This is a genomic window from Methanosarcina sp. 2.H.A.1B.4 (assembly GCF_000979385.1).
Lineage (GTDB): Archaea > Halobacteriota > Methanosarcinia > Methanosarcinales > Methanosarcinaceae > Methanosarcina.
The window spans coordinates 88,092-112,430 of the sequence record NZ_JJOV01000090.1 but is presented as its reverse complement, the minus strand read 5'-3'; the positions used below and the strand labels follow the sequence as shown (position 1 = coordinate 112,430).

Sequence of the window (24,339 nt, the reverse complement as noted above, 5' to 3'; positions counted from 1 at the left end):
AGGCTTTCGGATTGGGAATTATTCGATATATTACAAGGCGAGGCAGATAAAAAATCTGCCTCATGAGGCTTATTTTAGAGAATTTATTTGTAGAGAACTTTCAGAGAGCTTATTTTCCTGCCTGTTTCTGTTTCATCTTCGCAAGCATGGCAGCAAAAGCTCCTGCTGAAATCGTATCTCCTATACCTACCGTAGCTTTAGGCCTATCTACTACCTTGGAAGGGATGAGAACAGCATCATGGTCCGATCCGTAGATATATCCGTACTCAAACTCATCCGAACTACAGAGCTTTCTCCCTGTGCAGTAGAGCTGGAAGTTTTCGAGATCTTCTAACCCTTTAACTGAGACAGGCACTTCCAGCCCGGCTTCGGCTTCCGTAAGGTTCTCGATATTTCCATTGAGGGCCTGGGCAGCTGCCAGAACCGAGGAAAAGAGCAGGGCATCCCTCTGTTCTTTCAGGGTTAGAGGGTGGCCTTTTGCAAGGATGCAGATGTAAAAGCCAAGAGAGTGTACATGGACTCTCTCAAGGTCCAGGTCCTTCATGAGCTGGACAGCCCCCTGGTAGAGGGACATAATCCCGTTTTCTCCTTTCTTGATCACGGAATATGATAGTTCCTCATATCCCAGCACGTTCAGGGCATTTGCCACCTCCACGGTGTCAAGGCCCAGGGAATGGACATGCCTGGCAACAATTTCCGTAAGGATAGCTTTTCTTATCAGCCGGTTCTGGATGGATGTAAGTTCCACATGAATGCGGAGTTCTGGGTTCAGGGACTTCAGCTTTTCAATAACCTTTACGGAATGTTCGACGTAATCTTTATAGGTGGACCCATCCTCGTATTCTTCCTTAATCATCTGATAACCGGAAAGCATTGCCCCGTCAACCGGGAGGAGGGAGTCAAGGTGTTCGTAAATCTGTTTATCCATATCCAGGCGGAGCCATTTTGGGCGGGAGGAAATGATCAGGCGGTTATCCCTCGGTACCTTGAAAGTGCTCCCGGCGCAGGTCACATTCAGGTCTTTGGAATATTCAAAGATCCAGTTAACCTTTGAGCCGGTCCCGGGCTTGAAGGCCTCTCCCGGGGGCTTCAGGAAGACTTTTCCATTTTCCACCATAGGGTGCAGGAGATTACCCGTAGCTGCAAAGTATTCTGCCTGTTCCTCAGAAAGCCAGGGAACATAAGCTACCACCTTTTTCAGCTCTAACCGGGCAAGTAGATTTGAAATAATCCCTGCCTGGCCGCCCATGCGGGCATAGTCAAAACCCAGGTGCTCCTTCAGCCATTCATGAGTATCTGCGGTATATGCAGGCACTTCTGCGGCTTTCCCTTCCCGCATGGAAATGAGCAAGCGGGCAACAAAGTCCAGAGGTTCTGCAATCTCTCTAGGGTATACCGCAACCCTGTCCTGAATTTCAGCCTCATCAAAAAGCCCGACAAGCTTTGACAGGTCTTCTTCAGTCAGGTGCCTGATAGCATCGATATTGCTGTTATAAGCTACAAACATCCCGTCCAGATAAGGAAGTGCTTCTTTTGCATCGTAAAACGCTTCTTTGTGACGCTGTTCCCATTCTTCTATGTCCACTTACGTAAACCCCCTGGGAATAAAACAAAGTATCCGGAATTAAGAAGTTTAATTGACCTTGAATAAAGGAAAATAAAGGGAAATAAATCAAAATAAAGGAAAATAAAGGAAAGTAAATCAGGGTTTTTGAGTACCCTAGTTATCCTGCGTATATTTTCCCTATTTCCCATTTTATGTTTATTTTATTTAACTTTGTGTAGATTGGAAACCTGAGGGCAGGTCAGAATGATCTGAATTCGAAATCGTGCTGTATGTTTTACATAATCAGGCAAGGCTGATTTGAATTCAACATCATGTAGTATATTCTGCATTAATCCTTACATAGTCGTAAGTCAGGTCGCAACCCCAGGCAGTTGCCGACTCCTCTCCCATTCCAAAGTCAAGGGTAATGATAATTTCCTCATTTGCCATAATCTTTTTCAGGAGCGCAAGATCTGAAGCCCTGGAAATTTCTCCGGACTTCACAAGTTCGACTTCTTCTCCCCCTCCTGAGAAAGATAGGGAAAGCCTTTCCTGCTCAAGTTCGGCACCCGAGTATCCGGCAGCAGCTACAACCCTGCCCCAGTTGGGGTCCTTCCCGAAGATTGCGGACTTAACCAGAGGTGAGCGTACAATAGATTTTGCAGCAAGCCTGGCGTCTTCATAAGTTTTTGCGCCTATGACCCTGGCTTCGATAAGTTTCGTGGCTCCTTCCCCATCCTTTGCCATCTTTTTTGCAAGGTCCGTGAACACGTAAATCAGCCCATCCTCAAACTCGTCGAGGCACTCCATACAGGGCTTGACTCCGGACTTGCAGGTGGAGGTGAAAAGCGCCATATCATTCGTGCTTGTATCGCCGTCGACAACAACCATGTTGAAGGTTTTATCCACAGCTTTCCTGAGAGCCGCATCAAGGACATCTGCAGGCACTTTTGCATCGGTGTATGCAAAGCAGAGCATGGTCCCCATATTGGGCTCGATCATGCCCGAACCTTTTGCAATTGCCCCTATCCTGACCCCGCAGTCGAGTTCCACAGCCGCCTCTTTTAAGGTTTTATCAGTGGTCATAATCGCCTTTGCAGCTGCCCGGCTGCATTCAGGGGAACTGCCAAGCCCCTCAAGGACTTCAGGGAGATGTTCCCTGATCCATGAAACGTCAAGCTTTCTGCCAATCACCCCAGTTGAGGCAACGGCAACAGTATCGGGATCGAGGTCAAGCTTTTCAGCGAGCGTAGAAGCCATTTCTATAGCATCCAGGAACCCGTCATCGCCTGTAAAAGCATTGGCATTCCCGCTATTTGCAATTATAGCCGAAAGCCTCTGCTCGGTTTCGATCAATTTTTTGCTCAGAATAACCGGAGCTGCAACCACCTTATTCTTTGTAAAAACACCTGCTGCAGGGCCTTCCGCAAGGATGACCGCAATTCCCATTTTTCCGGGTTTTATCCCGTTTGCAGTTACGCCCCTTACTGCACATATTCCACCCTCGATTTGCTTCATGAAAACACTCCTCATTCAAAGCTTTGCAAGGCCTTCAATAATATCTCCGCGCGTGACAATTCCAACCACATGGTCATTTTCCATGACCGGAAGCCTGTTGATCCTGTGCCTGACCATAAGTTCGGAGGCTTCTTCAACAGATGCTTCTGAAGAGATTGTGTGCACGTCCTTTGTCATCATCTCTTCAACCTTTGTAGAACCAACATCAGAAAGCATTTTTTTAGTTTCTTCCCAGCTAAGGAGTTCCCTTATTGGGACCTCTATGACTTCAAAAGGGCTTGGAAGCCAGAGGTTTCCTTTTTCTGGAATTACGAGTAGCTCGAGCAGGTCAGCCTCACTTACTACCCCTACAAGCTGTCCATCTTCAAGGACAGGAGCTCCACTGATATTGTTTTCCTTCAGGACTTTTGCAGCTTCCCGGACTGTATTGTCAGGCTTGCAGAAGACAACGTCAGAATTCATGACATCTTTTACTTTCATCGGACTACCCCAGAGATAAATTCCATTCTTTATTTTAATCCGTCACCAGTTATATGTTCTCGCCTGTTCTACCTTTACGGCGCTGCCGCAGGCAGCCAGAGCCCGCGAGTCTCAGCCAGTCCGAACATAAGGTTCATGTTCTGGATAGCCTGCCCTGATGCGCCTTTGACAAGATTATCGATTGCCGAGAGCACTACAACCCTGTTATTTTCTTTATCTGCCTCAAAACCTATGTCACAGAAGTTAGATCCCCTGACCGCAGTAAGGGAAGGGACTCCTCCCGGAAGCCGGACAAAGGGTTTGCCCCTGTAAAACTCCTCATAAATCCCCTGCACATCTTCAGTAGAAAGAGGCTCTTTCGTAAAGAGATGAGCAGTTGTAAAGATCCCCCTGACGGATGGGATCACATGAGGAGTGAAGCTGATGTTCTTGAGTTTTCCGTCCAGTCTTGTCAATTCCTGGAAAATCTCAGCCCTGTGCCTGTGGGCTGTAAGCTTATACGGAATAATGTTTTCAGCGAGGTTCGGATAATGAGAGGTTGCCGTAGGCGAAATCCCGGCCCCTGAAATCCCTGTTTTGGAATCAAAGACTGCAATATCGATTAACCCTGCTGCCGCAAGAGGGGCTGCTGCAAGGGTTGCTCCGGTAGGGAAACAGCCCGGATTTGCCACAAGCTCTTCCTTTGCAGCTTCAGGGTGAAGTTCTACCAGTCCGTAAACTGTTTTCCTGGGGTCTTTGTGCTCCATTCCATAAATTTTTTCAAATACCGGGATATCAAGCCTGTAGTCTGCACTGAGATCGATCACCTTTGTGCTGCCGTCGAGCAGTTCAGGTACATAATTCATAGCAGTCCCGTGAGGCACCGCCACAAACACAACATCACAGCGCTCCCTGATTTCTTCGGGATCCGGATTTTCATACTTTAAGTCCAGAAAACCTTCGAGATGCCTGTGGGTGCTTGTTACGGGTTTTCCTGCAAGACTCCGCGAAGTTGCCAGCTCAAGCCTGACATCGGGGTGGTTTACCAGTAAGCGGAGGAGTTCTCCTCCTGTATATCCGGAAGCTCCTATAATTCCTGCCTTAATCATAAGTACTCACTGCCAGTGTAATGTCAATACAAGATAATTAAGCTTGTTATCGAAAAAACCAGAGAGATGGCTCTAAGGGCTGTTGACCGGGGAAAAGAATACACTCATAAAGGTAATTCCGGCTTTATAACCATCTGCCTTTTGACCTCAAGTTCACGCTTTGCAATAAGGGCACCGCTTTCGTAATCAACCACTTTTACAGAAACCCTATCTCCAGGCTCCAGTTTCATTGCAGGCAGCTCCTCACTCTTATTCAGATCAAGAGTTCTGATTTCACCGACTCCAAGGGTGCCCAATGCTGAGTCATTGAGCGGGTATGAAGTTCCATTAATATCCATAATAACAGATAGTGAAGAACTATCGAAAAATAGATGATCTCCCCCATCATGTTTGAACTCAAGTGAACTGCCATCATCCGAAAAATAAACAGTAAGTTTTGCTGCTGGTGACCCTTTGTGGAAGGAATCTGCATATCCCGAAAAAATAACTGCTGAAACGAGGCCTGCTAGAATGAAAACAATTGCAATTGAGAGTGCCGTCCCGATAACAGGAGCGGTTCCTTTTTCATCTGAGAACGCGACTACTGAAAAATTTTTGGTCATCATATTACCCCCTGAATAGAAAAATCGTACAAATAATATTAAGACAGTGTAGTTTAAATTTCTAGATATATAAGTTTATTCCAGACAGTTCCGGGCAGGTTCATATCAGCTTCAATCAAGAGCAAAGATATGAAAAACCTGTAGTAAAAGGCAAACTATTTTACCTTTATCAACCTTATTTCCTGCAAGAAAATTATTATAAGTGCTGACTTCCGGAGTGACAGGAGGAAAGAAACTTGAGCAAAAAAAAGATAATATACCTTGCAGGCCCACTCTTCACGCATGCCGAACTCGAATACAACCTGAAATTGAAGGATATGCTGCTCAACAATGGCTTTTCCGTTTTTTTGCCCCAGGAAGATGCAGAAGATGCGGCACAGGAGCGCGAAAGACAGAACCAGGAATGTATCTTCAGGAAATGCGTGGAAGGCGTTGATACCTCAGACCTTGTTGTCGCAATCCTTGACGGGGTGGACGTGGACTCCGGGACAGCCTGGGAGATAGGCTATGCCTATGCAAAAGGAAAACCTGTTATAGGACTCAGGACTGATTTCAGGGAGCTTTCGGACGGAATCGTGAACCTGATGGTGGAAATGGCTATCGTTTCCCTGGCAAAAGATGAAGAAGAATTGCTGAAAGTAACGGAAAAATTCCGATAATTTATTTCTTTTTTATTGTATGTTTATAACCGGGTGCACATCTGAGTTGTCTTATTTGTCTCATTTATCTTATTTGTCTCATTTATCTTATTTGTCTCACTTATCTTATTTGTCTCATTTATCTTATTTGTCTCATTTATCTGATTTGTCTCATTTGTTTCCCAATTTGTCTTCCCGGTTTACCATTAAAGGTAAGTCCCTTTGCCGTTTTCTAAAATCATTTCGCAAAAAAAGAGAGGGATAAAGCCTGTGAACTGAGTCTTAAAAATAACCTTTAGGTTTACAGATAACTCACAAATAGTCGTTTTTATTTTATATATATTATCCCTCAAATGAGATAATTATTAAAAAAGATTCAACGTCCGCAGCCATAAAATATAATGATTATTAATTTGAAAAATGTATATATGGCAGGCCCGACATATTATGTATAGGAGGTTAAGAAAATGACCTTTCCAAAAGGATACACTTTCACAAAGGTGAAGACATCACACGGGCCCGAGATGTACGTGACCCGGTTTGGGAAACTGGTAAAGGTTGTACCCTGCAACCCGCAGGTGAAAATATCCGAAAGATATGCAAGTAACTTGATCAGGCAGATCGAGTCAGATTAAAAGATAAGAATCAAAGATAAGAAATTATCCGAAAATAAATTATCCGACTTTTTCTTTTTGACTCGGACCATTTTCTTCAAAGCCCTTTTTCGGCCGAACCACTTTCGGTTCATTCTTTTCTGCATAACTGACACATAATGTACCGATCCTTTTTTCAACACCATCCTGTAACCTGAATTCTCCAGTCTGGCACTTATTAAACTGAATAAACTGAACTTTCCACGTGGAATCTGTTAACCGGATACTTTTCCAGCAGGAGCCTCTTAACCGGAGATGAGTATGTAGCCTGAGAAATTAACACATAGCCCAATAGATTCCACCATCCAAGATATAAGGATATAATTTTAATTTTATATCAATAAAATAATCCTAACAAAAGAGAGGAATCGGATAAATTGATCAGAACTTACAGGGAAACAGACCTTGAAGAGATGGTAAGGATCTGGTACGATGCATCCATCATTGCCCACCCCTTTATGCCAGCTTCTTTCTGGGCTTCTTATAAATCCGCAATGAAGGAAAAGTACCTGCCTCTTGCAGAAAATTATGTTTTTGAACAGGAAGGAAAGATTACAGGCTTTATTTCGCTTGCCGGAGAGAGGGTATGTGCCCTCTTCGTAGCTCCCGAAGCGCAGGGGAGAGGAACAGGGAAAGCTCTTCTCGAGTACGCAAAAGCCCTGAAAGGTAGGCTTTCCCTTAAGGTCTACAGGGATAACAAAAAAGCTATCCTCTTTTATGAAAAGAGCGGGCTTAGAGCAGCCGGGGAAGAGGTTGATGAGCATACGGGCTGCTACCAGATTTTGATGGAGTGGGAATAAAGTTCCAATCCGGGGCTTCAAGACTTTGATGTATGAAGGCTTTGATGCATGTTCAGTTTTAAGGGCACTTACTGAACACAATGGAGTGTCACGAAAGAAAAGGAAGGAAGAAAAAAGAAAGAGAAGAAGGAAGAAAAAAGAAAGAGAAGAAGGAAGGAAGGCAAGGAGTAAAGGAGAGAAAAGCGATGGACCATGAAACTGGAGATAGATCCATTAAAGGGGGAGAAGATTCACTTTTTCGGCATCTTGCACCCGATACGCCGGAAGTAAAGAAGATAAAAAGCCTGCAGGGTATAGAGTATGAATACGCCGAGCATATAGGAATAACAGAATATTCAATTGCCAGGCATTTTTGCGAGGCTGACAGGAAAATAAAGGATAGGGATGCAGTATCGGCATTAAAGAATATCAGAAAAAACGACAACAAAGATTTTTCTTTTTTTAAACAGGACCTTGAAAAAGAAATTGTCAAAAACCTGATAGAACTCCTTAACGAAAAACCAGTTACCCACCATGAATTGAAGCTGGTAATAGACTACGTTTTAGAGATTATCGAGAACAGATCATGGATGGAAGATGAACAGGCATACATAAAGTGGGTAGCTTACGTCATGAACCTATTCACAGAAGAAGAGAATGAAGAGTATGAGAAGAGCATAAAACAGCTTGCTGCTAAACTGGGTTTGTCCGATAAACACGCGGAACTCATTCTCATGAAAGGGGACGAGGAAGATTATTTCGAATTTGTAGAGGAATATGGAGAAGAAAATGAAGTAGAGGAAAGGGATGAAAGAGAAGAGCTGACCGAAGAAGAGATGATGGCAGAAGTAGAAAGCAGGTTCCTTTCAATGGAAGACCCTGAAAAATTCGATTTCCTGCTGGAAAACGGCCCGGAGTTTTACGAACTTACAGGACTTTACATCTCCGAACTGTCAGAAAATGGTGAATTTGGGAAGATTCAGGAACTTTACACCAAACTCACTGAGAAATACGACGACTTCATTTACCTGTACGTTTTCATGGGAGCAACCTACCTTGAAATGGACCCTGCCCTTGCAAAATCCTATTTTGAACAGGCACTAAGAACCCTCGATAAACTCAATGACCTTTCGGACTCCACAAAAGAAAGATTAAGAGCAAACTTCCTCGCCCTGATCGAGAAAATAAACTGATTGCAAACGGGGCTGGGTATAAGGATCCGGTTATAAACAGGTGAAAAGCCGGACAGCTTTTTTATCCGAAGATATTTTTTATCCGAAGATATTTTTTATGAGGGCAACTTACCCGATAAATCATTTTTCATCAGGAAAATTATGATTCACTGCCTGAAAAGGGGTCTTTTGTCTAAAAATACAGCAGCGTCTGATAGATCACTGCACTATGTAAACTACAATATGTAAAGCACTGACCACTGCTCATAATCAGCAATTTTATAACAGTTCACGGCTTATCCTGAGCCATCATAAGCCATCATTACAGTGTTGATCATCAATGGCAAAAAACACAGCAAGCTCAAACGGCGCAAACCTCGGTTTTGAAGAAAAACTCTGGCAGACAGCGGATAAGCTCAGAAACAACATGGACGCAGCGGAGTACAAACACGTCGTACTCGGCCTGATATTTCTGAAATACATCTCGGATGCTTTTGAAGAGATGCACGAAAAACTACTCTCGGAAGTCGAGGAAGGTGCTGACCCGGAAGACCCGGAAGAATACCTTGCAGAAAACGTCTTCTGGGTGCCTCCCGAGGCCCGCTGGAGCCACCTGAAAAGAAGCGCAAAGCAACCCACCATAGGAAAAATTGTGGACGACGCCATGACCGCAATCGAGCGGGACAATAACACTCTGAAAGGCGTGCTTCCGAAGAACTACGCGCGGGAAGGGCTTGACAAGCAGCGCCTGGGTGAGCTGATCGACCTTGTGGGCACGATCGGCCTCGGTGACAAGGAGAGCCGCAGCAAAGACGTACTCGGCAGAGTCTACGAATATTTCCTCGGCATGTTTGCAGATGCAGAAGGCAAGCGCGGCGGCCAGTTCTACACCCCGAGAAGCATTGTCCGGGTCCTTGTAGAGATGATCGAACCCTACCGAGGCCGAATTTATGACCCCTGCTGCGGCTCGGGAGGAATGTTTGTCCAGAGCGAGAAATTCATCGAAGCCCACGACGGCCGCCTTGAAAACATCTCCGTTTCCGGCCAGGAATCAAACCAGACCACCTGGCGCCTCTGCAAAATGAACCTCGCTATCCGGGGCATAGACAATGACGGAATCAAATGGGGTGACACTTTCCATAATGACCTGCACAAAGACCTGAAAGCCGACTTCATTCTCTCAAACCCACCCTTCAACGATTCCGACTGGAAAGGCGAACTTCTGGCTGAAGACGCCCGCTGGAAATTCGGAGTCCCACCCAGAGGCAATGCAAACTTCGCCTGGGTCCAGCACTATATCCACCACCTCTCCCCAACCGGGATTGCAGGCTTCGTCCTGGCGAACGGTTCCATGTCCTCAAATACCTCCGGTGAAGGCGAGATCCGGAAAAATATCATCGAAGCCGACCTTGTTGACTGTATGATAGCCCTTCCCGGCCAGCTTTTTTACAATACAGGAATCCCGGCCTGCCTGTGGTTCCTTGCCCGCAACAAGCAGAACAGCGGTTTTCGCGACCGTCGTGGAGAAGTCCTCTTCATTGACGCCCGGAACATGGGAGTTCTGAGAGACCGCACCCACCGCGAACTTACGGACGAAGAAGTCCGGAAAATTACCGACACCTACCACGCCTGGCGCGGGGAAAAAGTCGAGAGCGGAAAATACGAAGATGTCCCCGGCTTCTGTAAAGCTGCAACCCTTGAAGAGATCGAAAAGCATGATTACATCCTGACCCCTGGCCGTTATGTAGGTTTTGAAGAAACCGAAGAAGACGATGAGGAATTTGAAGAGAAAATGGAGAAGCTGACTGCTGAACTTTCGGAACAGTTCAGGAAATCTGAGGAGCTTGAAAAGAAGATAAAGGAGAATCTGGCAGGGCTTGGATATGAGCTCTGAAGAAAGATGGTCAGAAATCCAAAAACAGGGCGAAAACTAGGGAGAAAACTAGTGTATCGATTCCAGATTACATCCATAAACCTAAACTTCAAAATCCATCTCGTGATCAACAAATCCTTCACCAAATAATGGATTTATTTGGGAATCGAAGCACCAGGGAAAAAATAAACTACCCCAAAAGACTACCTCAAAAGACTATCCAACAAGCGCCGGAAAAAAGATTAAGTGAACTCAAAACCAGGGGAGCCGTAATAGCTGTCTTTAACGTGTCTTGTCCGCTCGCCAAGCGAGCGGCCTTTCCCATAAAGAGTAAAAATAGTAATAAAATTAAGACTAAAGAAACTGATAATTAATAAATCTGTGTTTAGGGAAATGTGTAAAAATGTTGAGTTTTGTATCTAAAACTATACTATTTTATTTCGCATATTTACCTCTGGCAGCTTTACTGTTAGTTCAAAACCTTGATATTAACATAAAATTATTAGCATATTTAATAATACTCTTTCTTTCAAGTTACATTCCTACTAGATTATTGTTCAAAGAAATAGCTAGTATAGCCCCTAGAGTAGAAGAAATAAATATTATTTCAGAAAAAAACTCTGAAACACTTAGTTTTATAGTTACATATATTATTCCTTTATGTGTACCCCTCACAAATTCAAATAATGATATTAACTTGAATAATGTTGTCTCTTTAATAATTTTATTTTTGATAATATATTACCTATACATCGAAACATCTCTTTTTTGCATAAACCCACTATTGAAAATCGTATTCAAATACAATGTTTATGAAGTGGAACTCCATAGTGAAAAATATTTTCTATTAAGTAAAAGAGTTCATTCAAACAGAAAAAAATCTATTAGAATTAAAAAGCTAAGTAATAATTTATTGATGGAAGAAGATGAGTAAAATGGTGAATATAGAATTACCAGAATTAGAAAAAAAAGATTATCCTCAAATTTGCTTTATAAAGAAATATCGTCATCAAGGAACTACACGATATACATTTTTGAACATAGCAACCAGCAAAGAAATATCCAAAACTTTATTAAAGTGGCTTGAGAAAAACTTTCAAAGTATTGTAGGAAAAACGATTGTACCGTATAATCCTTCGATTCCATTGGAAAATCTTGAATCAGTTGACTTAAGATCCCTCCAAAATTGGCAGTATTTTGAGCAGAAAGCGTTTACACTTAATGAAAATGAGAATGACCTGGACAAGATCAAAAAACATTTAGTTGGATTTATGATTTACCTTAAGAAAGGAAATACCACATACGGCCAGATAAGAAGAACAGCTCCTTCAAGTGTTCTTAATAAAAAAGGTGTTTATAACGTTTATTTTGGAGAATCTATTTTTAATGAGATAAAGGAAGAAAAAGAATTTAAGATAGATGACAAAGCAGATTTAATCTTTAAACATTCTGAAGACGCATCAGATTCGATAATTTTCGATAAAGAAAACTTCAAATTGATTTTTGATATGAAAGAAGAAGAAAAAAGAGAAGCCTTGTTAATTATCGAAACGTTTGAGATATTCTCAACTGATGGGGAAAGTCTTACAAAAATAAAAGTTTTTGTAGAAAATGACAGGACACTACAATCAATGCTAATAAATCCTTCATTTAAAGATTATATTAATGAGATAGACTTTCAAGTATTAAGAGAACTGAAGGAAGAAGTTCAAGAAAGAATTTGTTTTGAATTAGATCATGAAAATGGAAAGTTAATTTTACCGGAAGGAAACGAAAAGCAAGCAGTAAAAGATTTAATAAAAAGTATTTCAGGAAGATATAATCGGAGTTTGAACAAAAAACATGTCCTTGAAAACGGAAATGTTATGAGGGTGCTCAAATGAAAACTCCGGTTGAAATAGAAGAAATGGGAAAAGAAAGAATTCCTAAAGGATTTCACAAAATCACTCTTGGAAAACTGGTTACTTTTCAAAGAGGACATGATTTGCCAAAAAATAGTCGAAAAAAAGGAAATTATCCTGTCGTAGCTTCCAATGGTATTGTCGATTACCATACCGAATTTAAAGCAAAAGGACCCGGAGTAACGATTGGCAGAAGTGGGAACATAGGAGAACCTTTGTACATAGAAAAAAACTACTGGCCACTCAACACAACATTATTTGTAAAAGAATTTCATAATTCAGATCCAAAATTTACATATTACTTTTTGAAGACTCTAGATTTAAATAAATATAACTCTGGAAGTGCTGTTCCAAGTTTGAACAGAAACTATATTCATCCAATTGAAGTAGTTGTACCTGAAACTATAGAACACCAACAAAAAATTTCATTATATCTAAGTTCTCTTGACGACAAAATCGACCTCAACAACCAGATGAACTCCACCCTCGAACAAATCGCCCAAACCCTCTTCAAACGCTGGTTCATCGATTTCGAGTTCCCGGATGAAAACGGAAACCCTTACAAATCAAGCGGCGGCAGGATGGTAGATTCGGAATTGGGAGAGATTCCGGAGGGGTGGGGAGTAAAACCACTTTATGATTGTGCTCAATACATAAACGGGGCGGCTTTTAAAAGTGCAGACTTTTCTTCAAATCAAGAGGGACTACCTATTATCAAAATAAGTGAATTGAAAAATGGAGTGACATCTCAGACTGAATTTACAAAAAAAGAATTAGACAAAAAGTACCGAATAACTAACGGGGAAATCTTATTTTCCTGGTCTGGTAGTCCAGACACTTCTATTGATATATTTTTGTGGGCAGGTGGAACTGGATGGCTCAATCAACATACTTTCCGAGTAGTGCCTTATGAGGGGAAAGAAAAAGAGTTTATATTTCTGTTACTTAAAAAATTCAAAAATAGTTTTATAGAAATTGCAAGAAACAAGCAAACCACAGGTCTTGGTCATGTTACATCTAGAGACCTAAAAAATATGTTAACAGCATTTCCAACTAAAGAAATCATTACACGATTTAATGACATTGGTGGACCAATAATAGACAAAATATTTTGTAATAGCATTGAGTTTAATAACCTTTCTCAAATTCGTGACTCTCTTCTTCCCAAACTTATATCAGGAAAAATTAGGGTTTCAACGAACTCAGAATAAATGGAGCTTACAATTATGGAAACCACAAATGAACCTGAAAATGAAGAAAACAAAAATAATCAGGATTTAAGGTCTGCGCCGGGCGTCTATTGTGTAGATAAAGAAGGAGTACTTTGTCCAATAAAGCCAGGCAGCTACGTGGTCGATGAAAAAGGACAATTAAATCCAGCAGTAAACTGGCAGACAGTTATCGAAAAAATTAGATGGGAAGAAGCACATCAAATCTTCGAAAACTGGGGCAAACGAGGAACTACTGAGCGTAAATGGAACCTGGTCGGGATGTATGTTTTAACTGCTATTATCATAATTATGGCCGGAATCCTTGCTTACGTTAGAATTATTGAGGGGCAGGCAATTGTAGGATTTTTGGGTGCAGCTATTGGTTATTTGTTATCTAAAGGACGAATTAGTGAAAGGTGAATATTTTGATTAAAGTTCATAAAAATATCACCTCGTTTGCTCTTTTACAGCATCGTTTTGAGATTTATGCATTATAAAAAGACATAAACATTGTAAATAGAACTTTCATTCATGGAATTTTTGAATCTAATTCTATGTGTAAAGATAACAAATTCTATTTCTTCTTTTCTTATCTCACAGAAAAACCGCTCTCCTACGTCGAGCGTGACAAAAACGACCCGGTATAGCTAATGCGGTTCCCCCGGTTTTCGAAAAAAACATTTCTTCAAGCCGCCTGCCGGATTTTAATTCAAATCAATTCTTTTTGCCGACTCCGTTTTATTCAACTAGTTTTTCGAAATGCTTGCCTGCGCCGTCGACAGAAAAAATATATTAAAACAGCAAGAGCTGGTTTATCTCCACTATTCTAAGCGCTATCAAAAATATTAATCAAGATTAGTGTTTTTTTCTAATTCTTGTGAAATTTCCTTTCGAAAAAGATTATTTATTTTGTAGACCTTGAGTTATTAAAATACAGTAATAATAACATTTCACCATAAATTTGAATAATTAAATTAAGTACACTATTATTATAATTTATCGTTTTTGAATAATTATAGCTGCCTTATATATTTGAATCTGATATTTTATTTAGACTATTTTTCCTCAACAGGGGTTTACAAGGCTATGAAAAAGGATTCAGACACAAAAGATCTACGTTTTGAATTGGAAAAGTATGAAAACGAGATAAAGAAAAATCCAAAAGATACTGAATCCTGGTTTAATAAAGCAGAGATTCTTTTAGAGTTCGGAGAATTTGAAAAAGCTATAGAATCTTATAATAAAGTTCTGGAAATAGTACCCAATGATGCTGAAGCTCTTTTTAACAAGGGAAACGCTCTATTCGAACTTAAAAGATATAAAGAAGCTTTACATGTTTATGAGGCCTGTCTGAGTGTTAAATCTGATTTCGTCAGCGCCTGGAATCGAAAAGGAGAAACTCTGTTTAAACTTGGCGATTATATAGATTCATTACTTGCTTATGAGAAAGCCCTTGAGATCAGACCAAATCATTTTGATACCTGGAAAAAAAGAGGAATTTCCTTCGTAGCTATTCGAGACTATAAAGATGCCCTTGTGTGTTATGAAAAAGCTCTTGAATTAAAACCCAAAAATACTGAAATTCTAAAACTCAAAGGCAATGTCTTAGAACACCAGAGGGATTATAAGAAAGCGTCAGCTTGCTACGAAATAGCCCTTAAAGTTGATGCTGATGATGCCGAGCTGTGGAAACTTATGGGACTTACCTTTAGTAAGGTAGGAAGGAATCGCAAATCGATAGAGTATTTTGACAAGGGGCTGGGAATAGAGCCAACAAACGTTGAACTCTTGAACTACAAAGGTGAAGCCCTCGCAAAACTTAGCAAGTATGATGAAGCGATCAACTGTTTTGGAAAAGCTATAAAATTCAGATCAAGTTATTTGAATGCTATCAACAATATGGGGCTTGCGCTTGATTCAGTAGGAAGGTCAAAAGAAGCAATTCAATATTTTGATCAGTGTTTAAAACTCAATCAAAATAACCAAAAAATAATAATTCACAAAGCTAATGCACTTTTCAACAACGGCCAACATGAGAATTCAATTAATATCATGAGTCAGGTCCTGAAAAAATCCCCACAAAATACTTATGCTCTTGACAGCAAGGGCTTTGCACTTGTCAGGATAGGAAAGAGTTTTGCAGCAATAAACTATTTTGAGAAAGCCCAACAAATTGCCACAAAAATCAGTAAAGAGATATTCATTCACAAAGGAATTGCTTACAAACAGTTGAGACAGTACAAAGAAGCATTAATCTGTTTTGACCTGGTTCTCGAGATTGCCCCCAATAATGCAGAATCCATGTACTACAAAGGGCTTATCCATAAGGAACAGGGAGACTATTACAGCGCCCTTGACTGCTTCAACAAAGCCCTGAATCTAGACTCTGAAAATGCTCTATTCTGGAATAATAAAAGACTCGTCCTTGAGAACCTAAGAAAATACGAGGATGCTAAAAATTGTTATGAGCAATACAAGAAAAAAATAAGGATCTGTCCAGGGTGCAAAAAAGAATTCACAAGTATTTACCAGTGCTGTCCAGTATGTTCTAAGAGCCTCTCTGAGAAGATTGGGTATCGAAACCTGTTAACTGAGCCTTACGACGATTGGGACCCTCCTGCTCCGAGCACCATTTATTGCAAAATAAAAAACATTCCTTACCCTAAATTCAAGTATCAGGCAAACCAGGGTTTCAGGGACTCTTTAATTGAACAGATTCAGTTAAAGCTGAATGACCTTACCTTCTGCTGTGTAAGGTGTGCTAAATATGAAGAATATTACTGCACTATTAGAAAAAGAAGAGCAGCTCCTGAAGCCATCTGCAAGTCTTTTTGTCCCATAAAAGGAATAAAGTATCTTGCTCCAGTTCAAAAACCAAGACCAATTATTGTAGAAAAAGAAAAGAAGAATAAGAAAGAAAATAAAAACGGACAAAAAAATGGCAATCCGGATCAAAGTTATAATATATCGACTCCTCTAGACGGATTCAAATATCTTTATGAGCTTAACCAGACGAGAAAAAAATCATAAAAGAAAAAAACGTGTATAATAAAAATCAATTTTAAATCACTTGCTTGTGCCGATGACAGAAAAAATATATTAAATGAGCTATGCGAAGGTTCATTTTCAGCTATTTTCAATCGCTAGCAAAAGTACTAATCACGATTATTACTAATCCAGATTAGTGTTTTGCAAATTCAAAAGCATGGGAACTCATCGGCATCGATCAAAAGTTTAAATCCGACTCTTCATTGGAGGGCAGGTACCACAGACAGCCAGAGAATCGGATTTTGTATTTCTCGAAAGAGGGACGCGACGAAATAGCTACACTTAAATAAATTTACCGGGATACACAATTATAATTTTTAGACTTGTGTTTTAAAGACAGAACCTCTCTTTTAAGCAAAAAACTGCCCTGAAAAAGGCAAACCCCGAAAAACCAGACAAAAAAACAACACATAAAGGAGAAATGTCTATTCCCACCATCATTCCCGAATCCGAAGTTGAAGCTGCAGCCCTTGAAATCCTCTCCGAGCTTGGCTACGATTACCTTTACGGCCCGGACATTGCGCCGGAAACAGAGGATGCTGAAAGGAACGATTTCGGGACCGTCGTTCTGCCGCACCGGCTCAGAGCTGCAGTTGACAGGCTGAACCCGAAAATTCCGTCAGAAGCCAGGGAAGAGGCAGTAAAAAAGGTGCTTCGGGAAGAGAGTCAGGACCTCGTACACAACAACCGGGCTTTTCACAATATGCTGGTAAATGGGGTTGATGTTGAGTTTCAGGGTCAGGATGGGGAAACCGTCTATGATAAGGTCTGGCTTTTTGACTTTGGGAAACCTCTGGAAAATGAGTTTCTTGCAATTAACCAGTTTACCATCATAGAGGACGGAAACAACAGGCGGCCTGATATCATACTCTTTGTTAACGGGCTGCCCCTTGTGGTTGTCGAGTTAAAGAGGCCGGACGAGGAGAACGGGTTTGAGGATGAAGAAATTATCTGGGATGCTTACAAGCAGTTCCAGACCTACAAAAAAGAAATTCCGGCGCTTTTCCGGTACAATTCGTTTCTGCTGATAAGTGATGGGCAGGATGCAATGGCGGGGACGCTCACTTCGAACCGGGAGTGGTTCGTGCCCTGGAAGACGGTTGACGGGGAAAAGGTTGCGGATTTTAAGGTACCACCAATGGAGGTCCTGCTCAGGGGGATGTGCAGGCCGGAAATTCTCCTTGACCTTATAAGGCACTTTATTGTTTTTGAGGACGACCGGGGGAGAATTATCAAGAAACTTGCCCGATATCACCAGTACCATGCCGTAAACAGGGCTGTGGAGAAGACGAAACTTGCTTCCAGGCCTGAAGGGGATAGGAAATGCGGGGTTGTCTGGCATACGCAGGGGTCGGGAAAAAGCCTTTCAATGGTCTTTTACACGGGAAAACTGGCGCTTGAACTCGACAACCCGACCATTGTCGTGCTTACGGACAGAAACGACCTTGACGGGCAGCTCTTTGATAACTTTGCCCGCTGCAGTGAAATCCTGCGTCAGCAGCCTGTGCAGGCAGAAAACAGGGCACATCTCAGGGAACTCCTAGCAGTTGCCTCGGGCGGGATTGTGTTTACAACGATCCAGAAGTTCTCGCCCGAAGATGAAGAAGACCAGTTTCCGACCCTTTCGGAAAGGAGAAACATTATTGTAATTGCTGACGAAGCCCACCGCAGCCAGTACGGGTTTGATGCAAAATTCCGGGAAAGGGTTGTGGAATATGAAAAAGTTGCGGAAATTTCCTACGGCTTTGCAAAGCATATGAGAGATGCTCTCCCCAATGCGTCTTTCATCGGGTTTACCGGCACACCCATCGAACTCGATGACCGGAGCACTCCTGCGGTCTTTGGGGACTATATAGACATTTACGATATTGAGCAGGCTGTAAACGATGGAGTTACGGTGCGCATCTTCTATGAGAGCCGTCTCTCAAAGCTTGACCTTGTAAAAGAGGCAAGAGAGACCTTGGACACGGAGTTCTCAAAAATAACCGACGACCGGGATTCATACGAAGCCGAAAAACTCAAGTCTCGCTGGTCAAGGCTTGAAGTCGTGGTCGGAAGTGAAGATAACCTGAAAAAACTTGCATACGATATTGTTTTCCATTTCGAAAAAAGGCTTGAAGACGCTATGGATGGAAAAGGCATGATCGTCTGCATGAGCAGGCGGATCTGCGCTGATCTCTATAACGAAATAACCGCCCTCCGTCCGGAATGGCATAGTGAGGACGACCTTAAAGGCAAAATAAAAGTGATCATTACCGGCAGTGCCGCAGATGACGAAATTCTGCAACCGCATATCCGGAACAAGAGCCGCAGGACAAAGATCCGGGACAGGATGCAGGACCCGGCTGATTCCCTGAACATGGTCATTGTCTGCGATATGTGGCTTACAGGTTTTGATGCTCCCTGCCTGCACACCATGTATTTTCTGAAATGGCTGCAGGGGCACAACCTCATGCAGGCAATAGCTCGCGTAAATCGGGTGTTCAGAGACAAGCCTGGAGGGCTTATAGTTGACTATGTGGGGCTCCTCTACGATCTCAAATACGCCATGGCAAACTACACGCGAAGCGGAGGCCGGGGCAGTCCTGCGGACTACAAGGACGAAGCCGTTGAGCTGATGCTCGAAAAATACGAAATCGTGCAGGACATGTTCTACGGCTTTGATTACATGCGTATCTTTTCAACATCCCCGAAAGAAAAACTTACAATCGTAAGGGAAGGAGCGGATTTCATCCTTTCACAGGGCCGGACGGAAGATGAAAGGACGCAGGAGAAAAAGCGCTTCATCCAGCACGTAACCGAACTTTCCAAAGCCTTCGCCCTCTCAGTCCCGCATTTTGAGGCAGACCGGATAAGGGACGAACTTGCATATTTCCAGGCTGTAAGAGCCATTCTTGTAAAGGTGGACAGAAAACCTGCAAAATCAAAGTATGAAATGAATTCGGCAATAAAAGAGCTTGTCTCAAAATCGATTGCAAATGAAGAAATCATCGATGTCTTTGACGCAGTTGGGATAAAAAGGCCTGATATCTCGATACTTTCTGAGGATTTCCTCACCGAAGTTAGAGACCTGCCACAAAAGAACCTTGCATACGAAGTCCTGAAAAAACTGCTTTACGACGAAATCAAAATACGGTCGCGAAGAAACCTGATTCAGGGGAAGTCTTTTGCCGAAATGCTTGAACGGGCAATCAACGAATACAAAAACAGGGGCATTGATACAGTTCAGGTCATAGAAGAACTCCTCGACCTGGCAAAAAAGATAAGCGAAGCCGACAAAAGAGGTGAAGAAGCTGGCCTCAGCGAAGAGGAGGTCGCATTTTATGACGCACTTGCGGACAATGAAAGCGCTGTGGATGTCCTGGGCAATGAGACATTAAAGCTCATGGCTGCAGAACTTGTAAAAATCATCAGGCAAAACGCAGGTGTTGACTGGACCCTCCGAAAAAACATCCAGGCAAAGATGAAAGTCAGTGTAAAACGGCTGTTAAAAAAGTACGGCTATCCCCCGGACATGCAGAAACTCGCTACTGAAAATATCCTCAAGCAGGCTGAAATGATTTGCAGGGATGCGGGGGTTTCGGCGGCAATTCGGGCAGCATAAATTCATATTTAACTTTTTTTGCATTAATCTGATTTCTTCAGTGTAGACTTCGGTTCCAATTCTTCTCTTTTACAGGGCGAATTTGGTTAGAAAATTTGGGGGTTCTGTACCACACGAAAAAGCTTTTTCTGCCCGCAAATTATACAGTTTTCCGGAAAAATTTCCTGTTTTAAGGAGACTAAAGGCAGAGAAGTAAAAAGCTTTGCATATAAATCCCTTATTCTTTACCGATTTCGTTTTTTCTCATCGCTAACTAAATTGCCATCTTCGAGAGTAAGTACTCTGTCAACATACTCAGTATGCCATAATTCATGCGTTACCATTACAATTGTTTGGCCATATTTTTCATTCAGTTCTTTGAACACATTCAGTACTTGTTTTGAGTTGTTAGTGTCCAGGTTTGCACATGGCTCGTCAGCAAACAATATGTCAGGCTTTTTTGCTATGGCTCTTGCGATTGCCACTCTTTGCTTTTCTCCACCGGATAATTCATCAGGAATCCTGTTATGTTTTCCTTTCAGGCCAACCTTATCCAGTGCTTCAAGAGCAGTTTCATAAGATTCCTTCTTTGATTTCCCTTCCATCATGGAAAGGATATAAACATTTTCTGCAGCACTCATTTCATTAATGAGCGCATAGTCCTGAAAGACATAACCGACCTGTGTTAGCCTGTAATAACTTCTTTCTGCTTCAGGCAAGCTGGAAACCTGTAATCCCCGAATGGTATATTCTCCATCTGTTGCGTCGTCCAGTAACGCCAGTATCCTTAGCAGAGTCGTTTTTCCGCTTCCGGACGCACCCATTATCGCTACAAATTCCCCTTTCTTTATTTCGAACGAAACGCCCTTGAGAGCCTTGACAGCAGTTTCCCCAGTCCCATAATACCTTTTCAGGTCCTTTACTATGATCATTTTTATCGTCCCCATATTGCTTTGAGTATGCTCTCCCTTGATACACTCCAGGCAGGGAGTGTCCCGGCTATCACTGATAGTATAAGCATGGTAACTATGCTTTCAATAAGCAGCATAGGATCGATCTGGGGTCTTATTTCCATGGTTTCGTAGAATGTTACTGGATTTGCCTGGAAGTAAAGCATAAGTGAAAAATATAAAGCCAATCCTGCGAGTATTCCTAAAGAAACATAGAACATGCTAAGGAACGCATAGGATAATACTATTGATCTTGGAGTAACGCCTACTGCTTTTAAAATTCCAATCTCTTTTTTTCTATTAAGTACGTTGATATAGATAATGATAAGAACTAGTGCTGCACCCACGATCAAACTCACAAACTTTGACATGACATCTATAGCACCCATGCTTTGCATTGCTTGCTTTATGAGAGTTTCTGACTTATCAGCCCATGTGAAAACTTGCTCATTCACCCCAGCTTCTCTGATTTTATCCTGTACCTGTTCTTCACTTCCTTGCTTGTCAATCCTTACAACTACACTGGTAGCCTTACTTCCTTCTAAACCATAAACTTCTTCAATTTCTTTGTAGTGTACTAACGCATTAAGATCAACAAGTTCAAATGTGCCTTCCATGATGCCTTTGACTTTATAGGTCCTCTTTACGCCATTGCTGTATGTTACGTCAACAAGCGATCCTGGTCTTACTTCACCCAGGTTATCATATATTTCTGATCCAAAACCTGTACCCGCGATCATAGCACCAATGATAATCTCGTCCCGGGAAAGCTCTCCTAAGAAATCTCCTTCACTGATAATATATGGGTACTGTGAGATTTCATACTCTTCTGTGGGAAGCAACCCTGTTACAGTCACTCCTACAACTTTCTGTTTATGCTCAATAGATGCTCCAGCGTCCAGTCGTTTTGTTGCAGCTCTCACACCTTCGACTGCTCTGACTTTCTGCAAGACGTTATCGGCATTGTTAATGTAGGTGTTGTCGCCTGTTGGCTCAATGACAATATCCCCGTAAGGGTAGTCTTGCATAAATCCAGTAAATAGAACAGTCATTCCTCCTATCATTGACGGAAGGAATACCAGGTTCATAAAAATGAGTGAGAGAACAAAAACTATGAACATTAGTGTTTTTTTGTTTCCTCTTTTTACACTGCAGTATGCAATGAGGCTTCCCACTCTGATATCGTTGATCATGCTGGAGACCTCTCATTATTTTTCATCGTTAGCAGAGTCACCGCTGCCTTCCATTAACTGCTTAATTATCTCATCTTTTGACTTTTTTGTTCTATAATTAGTGTAAATTAGTCCTCCAATAACTGCCAGGATAAGCAATACAATTGCAGCGGTTCCTGCTCCACCACTACTTTCCAGGACTATAAGATTAATTTTCGTTTCAATTTGTTCTTCACCAAAATCATCGCTATAAGTAATGGTTACAGGGATTTCGTATTCTCCTGCTTGATCAACTATAAAAGTAATTACTGCAGGCCCGTCTTCATTTGGGTCAAGAGTTCCTATAAAGGATTCTTTTAATCCTTTGAATGGATGGTCAGCATAGACTCTTATTGAATTTATTGTTCTGTCACCAGAGTTTTCGACTCTCATGGTCAATTCTACAGTATCACCCATGTAAGGAAGAACAGGATCGACCTTTACAGATGCAAGATTCAAACTTCCTTTTTTGTCAAGCACAGTTATTCCAATCGTATATTCATCTTGTTGCTTGCCAAAATCATCTTCATACTCTATAATGACAGGGATTTTAAACTCCCCTGACCTGTTTGCCTTAAACTTGAATAATGCAGTTTGACTGCCATTTAAGCCAAGAGTTCCAATTGTAGAAGTTTTAATTCCTTTAAACTCATGATCCAGATTAACTACCACAGATTTTGCTATTGCTTCCCCATAGTTTTCTATGCCCAATCTCAAGTCAACTGTATCTCCCTCATAGATATATTCGGGACTGGTTTCGACAAAAGATACTCTTGGTTCAGCATCTTCGCCTATAACCCTTATTTCAACTTCATAATATTTTTCCGTATCAACGGGCTTGTTTGCATATGTTAATTTCATTTTTATAAGATGAGGGCCAGGTTTAGCATCAGGAGTTGTTCTCATGTGATATATCAGGTACCTTTCACTTGTACTATAAGTTAATTTTGAAACGTTAGTAACTAAATTTTCTGTAACTATTATATCTGAGGGGATACTGATTATCTCAAAAGTAATATCTTCAGGAGTTTTAGTACCGCAGCTCTCAAGATTAATTCCCAGGGTGAATTCTTCATCGATACCTATTGAACTGGGACTTATTTCCTGTAATTCTGCGTTTACGCATGCATAACTAGAAATTTCTGCATCAACAATAGGAATTCCTGTTAAGCTAACGGCAAAAACTAATAAAAGCAAATATGTTAGATTTGTATTCTGATTCATTTTTTACTCACCTCGTTTTGAATTTTTTCTGTAAATTCAACAAGATTTTTAAAAATTAAATCTAATGAAATCATTTGCTGATAATAATCTTCGATTATTTTGAGCAGTTCTTCGGAGTCCTCTGCTTTACTAGTTTTACATCTTTCAATTATTGCTGGAAGATCTTTAATCGCAGGACTGACCATGAGTTCATTCTTGGATTTTACTGCCTTAATTGTCAGTGTCAGCATATCTCTTTGAACTGAGAAGTACAATTTTTTTGAACCAGCTTTCTTTGTTTTTTCCACTACTTTTATTCCACTGAGCATTTTCATTGCTGCACTAACTGCTGAAAAACTATACCCAGTCATTGAAGAAAGATCTTCTAAAGTTAGCAGATCCGGTTCAGAGTAAAGTATTGCTAATAATTTAGAGCAAAGTTCATCGAGTCCCTGGGATTTTATCCCTTGATACACAAGATTCTCAAATTCTTTTTTTGCGGAATTCATTTCAACGCCCGATTTACAGAATTTCCAGTAATTACTAGATATTACAGAAATTGTAAATATATCCTTCGATTATGAAGACTTTGACCAAAAAGTGCTTTTGACCAGAAAGTCAATTTTATCTTTCCCGATATCGTTTTCCTGGAGATTCACACGCTTATCTGAAAATTAGATATTTTCCCAAAAATGGGGTAATTTACCCAAAAAATACCCCATGCCCAGCAAATAGCCGTTTTTTGGCTATTTTATAGGCAAAGCGCGAGATGACCACTTTGCCTGTAAATTACGAATACCTAAAAAATACAGTGTGAACCCAGAAAATAGGGACGATACCTAAAAAATTAGGGGAATACCTGAAAAATCCAATTTGAGATTAT

21 protein-coding genes are annotated in these 24,339 nt (G+C 41.4%); 12 read left to right on the top strand and 9 right to left on the bottom strand.

Translation table 11 applies throughout. The annotated features are described in order from the left end of the window. Nucleotides 1-109: 109 nt before the first annotated feature. The 5 genes from pfkC to EO92_RS15060 all read right to left on the bottom strand — a co-directional run bounded on the left by pfkC (nucleotide 110) and on the right by EO92_RS15060 (nucleotide 5,237). Complete coding sequence (pfkC, locus tag EO92_RS15080) at nucleotides 110-1,585, bottom strand: ADP-specific phosphofructokinase (RefSeq protein WP_048172828.1); 1,476 nt, start codon at nucleotides 1,583-1,585, stop codon at nucleotides 110-112. Nucleotides 1,586-1,876: 291 nt separating this feature from the next. Beyond that, nucleotides 1,877-3,064 (bottom strand): bifunctional ornithine acetyltransferase/N-acetylglutamate synthase, encoded by a 1,188-nt coding sequence (gene argJ, locus EO92_RS15075; RefSeq protein WP_048172825.1) that lies wholly within the window; start codon nucleotides 3,062-3,064, stop codon nucleotides 1,877-1,879. A 15-nt stretch (nucleotides 3,065-3,079) separates the two neighbouring features. Beyond that, nucleotides 3,080-3,544 (bottom strand): CBS domain-containing protein, encoded by a 465-nt coding sequence (locus EO92_RS15070; RefSeq protein ID WP_048172823.1) that lies wholly within the window; start codon nucleotides 3,542-3,544, stop codon nucleotides 3,080-3,082. Nucleotides 3,545-3,618: 74 nt separating this feature from the next. After that, complete coding sequence (argC, locus tag EO92_RS15065; protein ID WP_048172821.1) at nucleotides 3,619-4,632, bottom strand: N-acetyl-gamma-glutamyl-phosphate reductase; 1,014 nt, start codon at nucleotides 4,630-4,632, stop codon at nucleotides 3,619-3,621. 104 nt (nucleotides 4,633-4,736) lie between these two features. Further along, nucleotides 4,737-5,237, bottom strand: coding sequence for a type IV pilin (locus EO92_RS15060; RefSeq protein WP_235283367.1), 501 nt, complete (start codon nucleotides 5,235-5,237; stop codon nucleotides 4,737-4,739). Nucleotides 5,238-5,470: 233 nt separating this feature from the next. On the opposite strand from EO92_RS15060, the gene EO92_RS15055 reads away from it, so the two are divergent. From EO92_RS15055 to EO92_RS15010, 12 genes are all read left to right on the top strand, one after another. After that, on the top strand, nucleotides 5,471-5,893 hold the full coding sequence (locus tag EO92_RS15055) for a nucleoside 2-deoxyribosyltransferase (RefSeq protein ID WP_048132437.1): 423 nt from the start codon (nucleotides 5,471-5,473) through the stop codon (nucleotides 5,891-5,893). 446 nt (nucleotides 5,894-6,339) lie between these two features. After that, nucleotides 6,340-6,507, top strand: a complete 168-nt coding sequence (locus EO92_RS17970) for a hypothetical protein (RefSeq protein WP_156161264.1) — start codon at nucleotides 6,340-6,342, stop codon at nucleotides 6,505-6,507. A 395-nt stretch (nucleotides 6,508-6,902) separates the two neighbouring features. Beyond that, on the top strand, nucleotides 6,903-7,325 hold the full coding sequence (locus EO92_RS15050) for an N-acetyltransferase (protein WP_048161939.1): 423 nt from the start codon (nucleotides 6,903-6,905) through the stop codon (nucleotides 7,323-7,325). Nucleotides 7,326-7,350: 25 nt separating this feature from the next. Beyond that, nucleotides 7,351-7,521, top strand: coding sequence for a hypothetical protein (locus EO92_RS17965; protein WP_156165855.1), 171 nt, complete (start codon nucleotides 7,351-7,353; stop codon nucleotides 7,519-7,521). Beyond that, entirely contained in the window at nucleotides 7,511-8,497 is a 987-nt protein-coding gene (locus tag EO92_RS15045; RefSeq protein WP_048173001.1) for a hypothetical protein, read from the top strand. Before EO92_RS17965 ends, EO92_RS15045 begins: the two co-directional genes overlap by 11 nt. A gap of 319 nt (nucleotides 8,498-8,816) precedes the next feature. Further along, nucleotides 8,817-10,370, top strand: a complete 1,554-nt coding sequence (locus EO92_RS15040; RefSeq protein WP_048172819.1) for a class I SAM-dependent DNA methyltransferase — start codon at nucleotides 8,817-8,819, stop codon at nucleotides 10,368-10,370. A gap of 382 nt (nucleotides 10,371-10,752) precedes the next feature. Further along, the gene (locus tag EO92_RS15035) at nucleotides 10,753-11,283 is read left to right on the top strand and encodes a hypothetical protein (protein WP_048172811.1); all 531 of its coding nucleotides are present in this window, start codon (nucleotides 10,753-10,755) and stop codon (nucleotides 11,281-11,283) included. Beyond that, nucleotides 11,276-12,232 carry a hypothetical protein gene (locus EO92_RS15030; protein ID WP_156165854.1) on the top strand — a complete coding sequence of 319 codons (957 nt, stop codon included), beginning with the start codon at nucleotides 11,276-11,278 and terminating at the stop codon, nucleotides 12,230-12,232. Before EO92_RS15035 ends, EO92_RS15030 begins: the two co-directional genes overlap by 8 nt. After that, nucleotides 12,229-13,461, top strand: a complete 1,233-nt coding sequence (locus EO92_RS15025; RefSeq protein WP_235283366.1) for a restriction endonuclease subunit S — start codon at nucleotides 12,229-12,231, stop codon at nucleotides 13,459-13,461. The genes EO92_RS15030 and EO92_RS15025 overlap by 4 nt, the downstream gene beginning before the upstream one ends. A 15-nt stretch (nucleotides 13,462-13,476) precedes the next feature. Further along, nucleotides 13,477-13,881 (top strand): hypothetical protein, encoded by a 405-nt coding sequence (locus EO92_RS15020; protein ID WP_156165853.1) that lies wholly within the window; start codon nucleotides 13,477-13,479, stop codon nucleotides 13,879-13,881. A gap of 666 nt (nucleotides 13,882-14,547) precedes the next feature. Further along, the gene (locus EO92_RS15015) at nucleotides 14,548-16,491 is read left to right on the top strand and encodes a tetratricopeptide repeat protein (protein WP_048172803.1); all 1,944 of its coding nucleotides are present in this window, start codon (nucleotides 14,548-14,550) and stop codon (nucleotides 16,489-16,491) included. A gap of 439 nt (nucleotides 16,492-16,930) precedes the next feature. Continuing rightward, nucleotides 16,931-20,113, top strand: a complete 3,183-nt coding sequence (locus EO92_RS15010) for a type I restriction endonuclease subunit R (protein WP_048172800.1) — start codon at nucleotides 16,931-16,933, stop codon at nucleotides 20,111-20,113. Between the two features lie 224 nt (nucleotides 20,114-20,337). On the opposite strand, the gene EO92_RS15005 is transcribed toward EO92_RS15010, so the two are convergent. The 4 genes from EO92_RS15005 to EO92_RS14990 are packed head-to-tail and all read right to left on the bottom strand — an operon-like array spanning nucleotide 20,338 to nucleotide 23,965. Further along, nucleotides 20,338-21,024, bottom strand: a complete 687-nt coding sequence (locus EO92_RS15005; protein ID WP_048172798.1) for an ABC transporter ATP-binding protein — start codon at nucleotides 21,022-21,024, stop codon at nucleotides 20,338-20,340. A gap of 2 nt (nucleotides 21,025-21,026) precedes the next feature. Continuing rightward, the gene (locus tag EO92_RS15000) at nucleotides 21,027-22,235 is read right to left on the bottom strand and encodes an ABC transporter permease (RefSeq protein ID WP_048172795.1); all 1,209 of its coding nucleotides are present in this window, start codon (nucleotides 22,233-22,235) and stop codon (nucleotides 21,027-21,029) included. A gap of 15 nt (nucleotides 22,236-22,250) precedes the next feature. Next, nucleotides 22,251-23,477 carry a COG1361 S-layer family protein gene (locus EO92_RS14995; protein ID WP_048172793.1) on the bottom strand — a complete coding sequence of 409 codons (1,227 nt, stop codon included), beginning with the start codon at nucleotides 23,475-23,477 and terminating at the stop codon, nucleotides 22,251-22,253. Then, the gene (locus EO92_RS14990) at nucleotides 23,474-23,965 is read right to left on the bottom strand and encodes a GbsR/MarR family transcriptional regulator (protein WP_048172790.1); all 492 of its coding nucleotides are present in this window, start codon (nucleotides 23,963-23,965) and stop codon (nucleotides 23,474-23,476) included. Before EO92_RS14990 ends, EO92_RS14995 begins: the two co-directional genes overlap by 4 nt. Nucleotides 23,966-24,339: the final 374 nt, after the last annotated feature.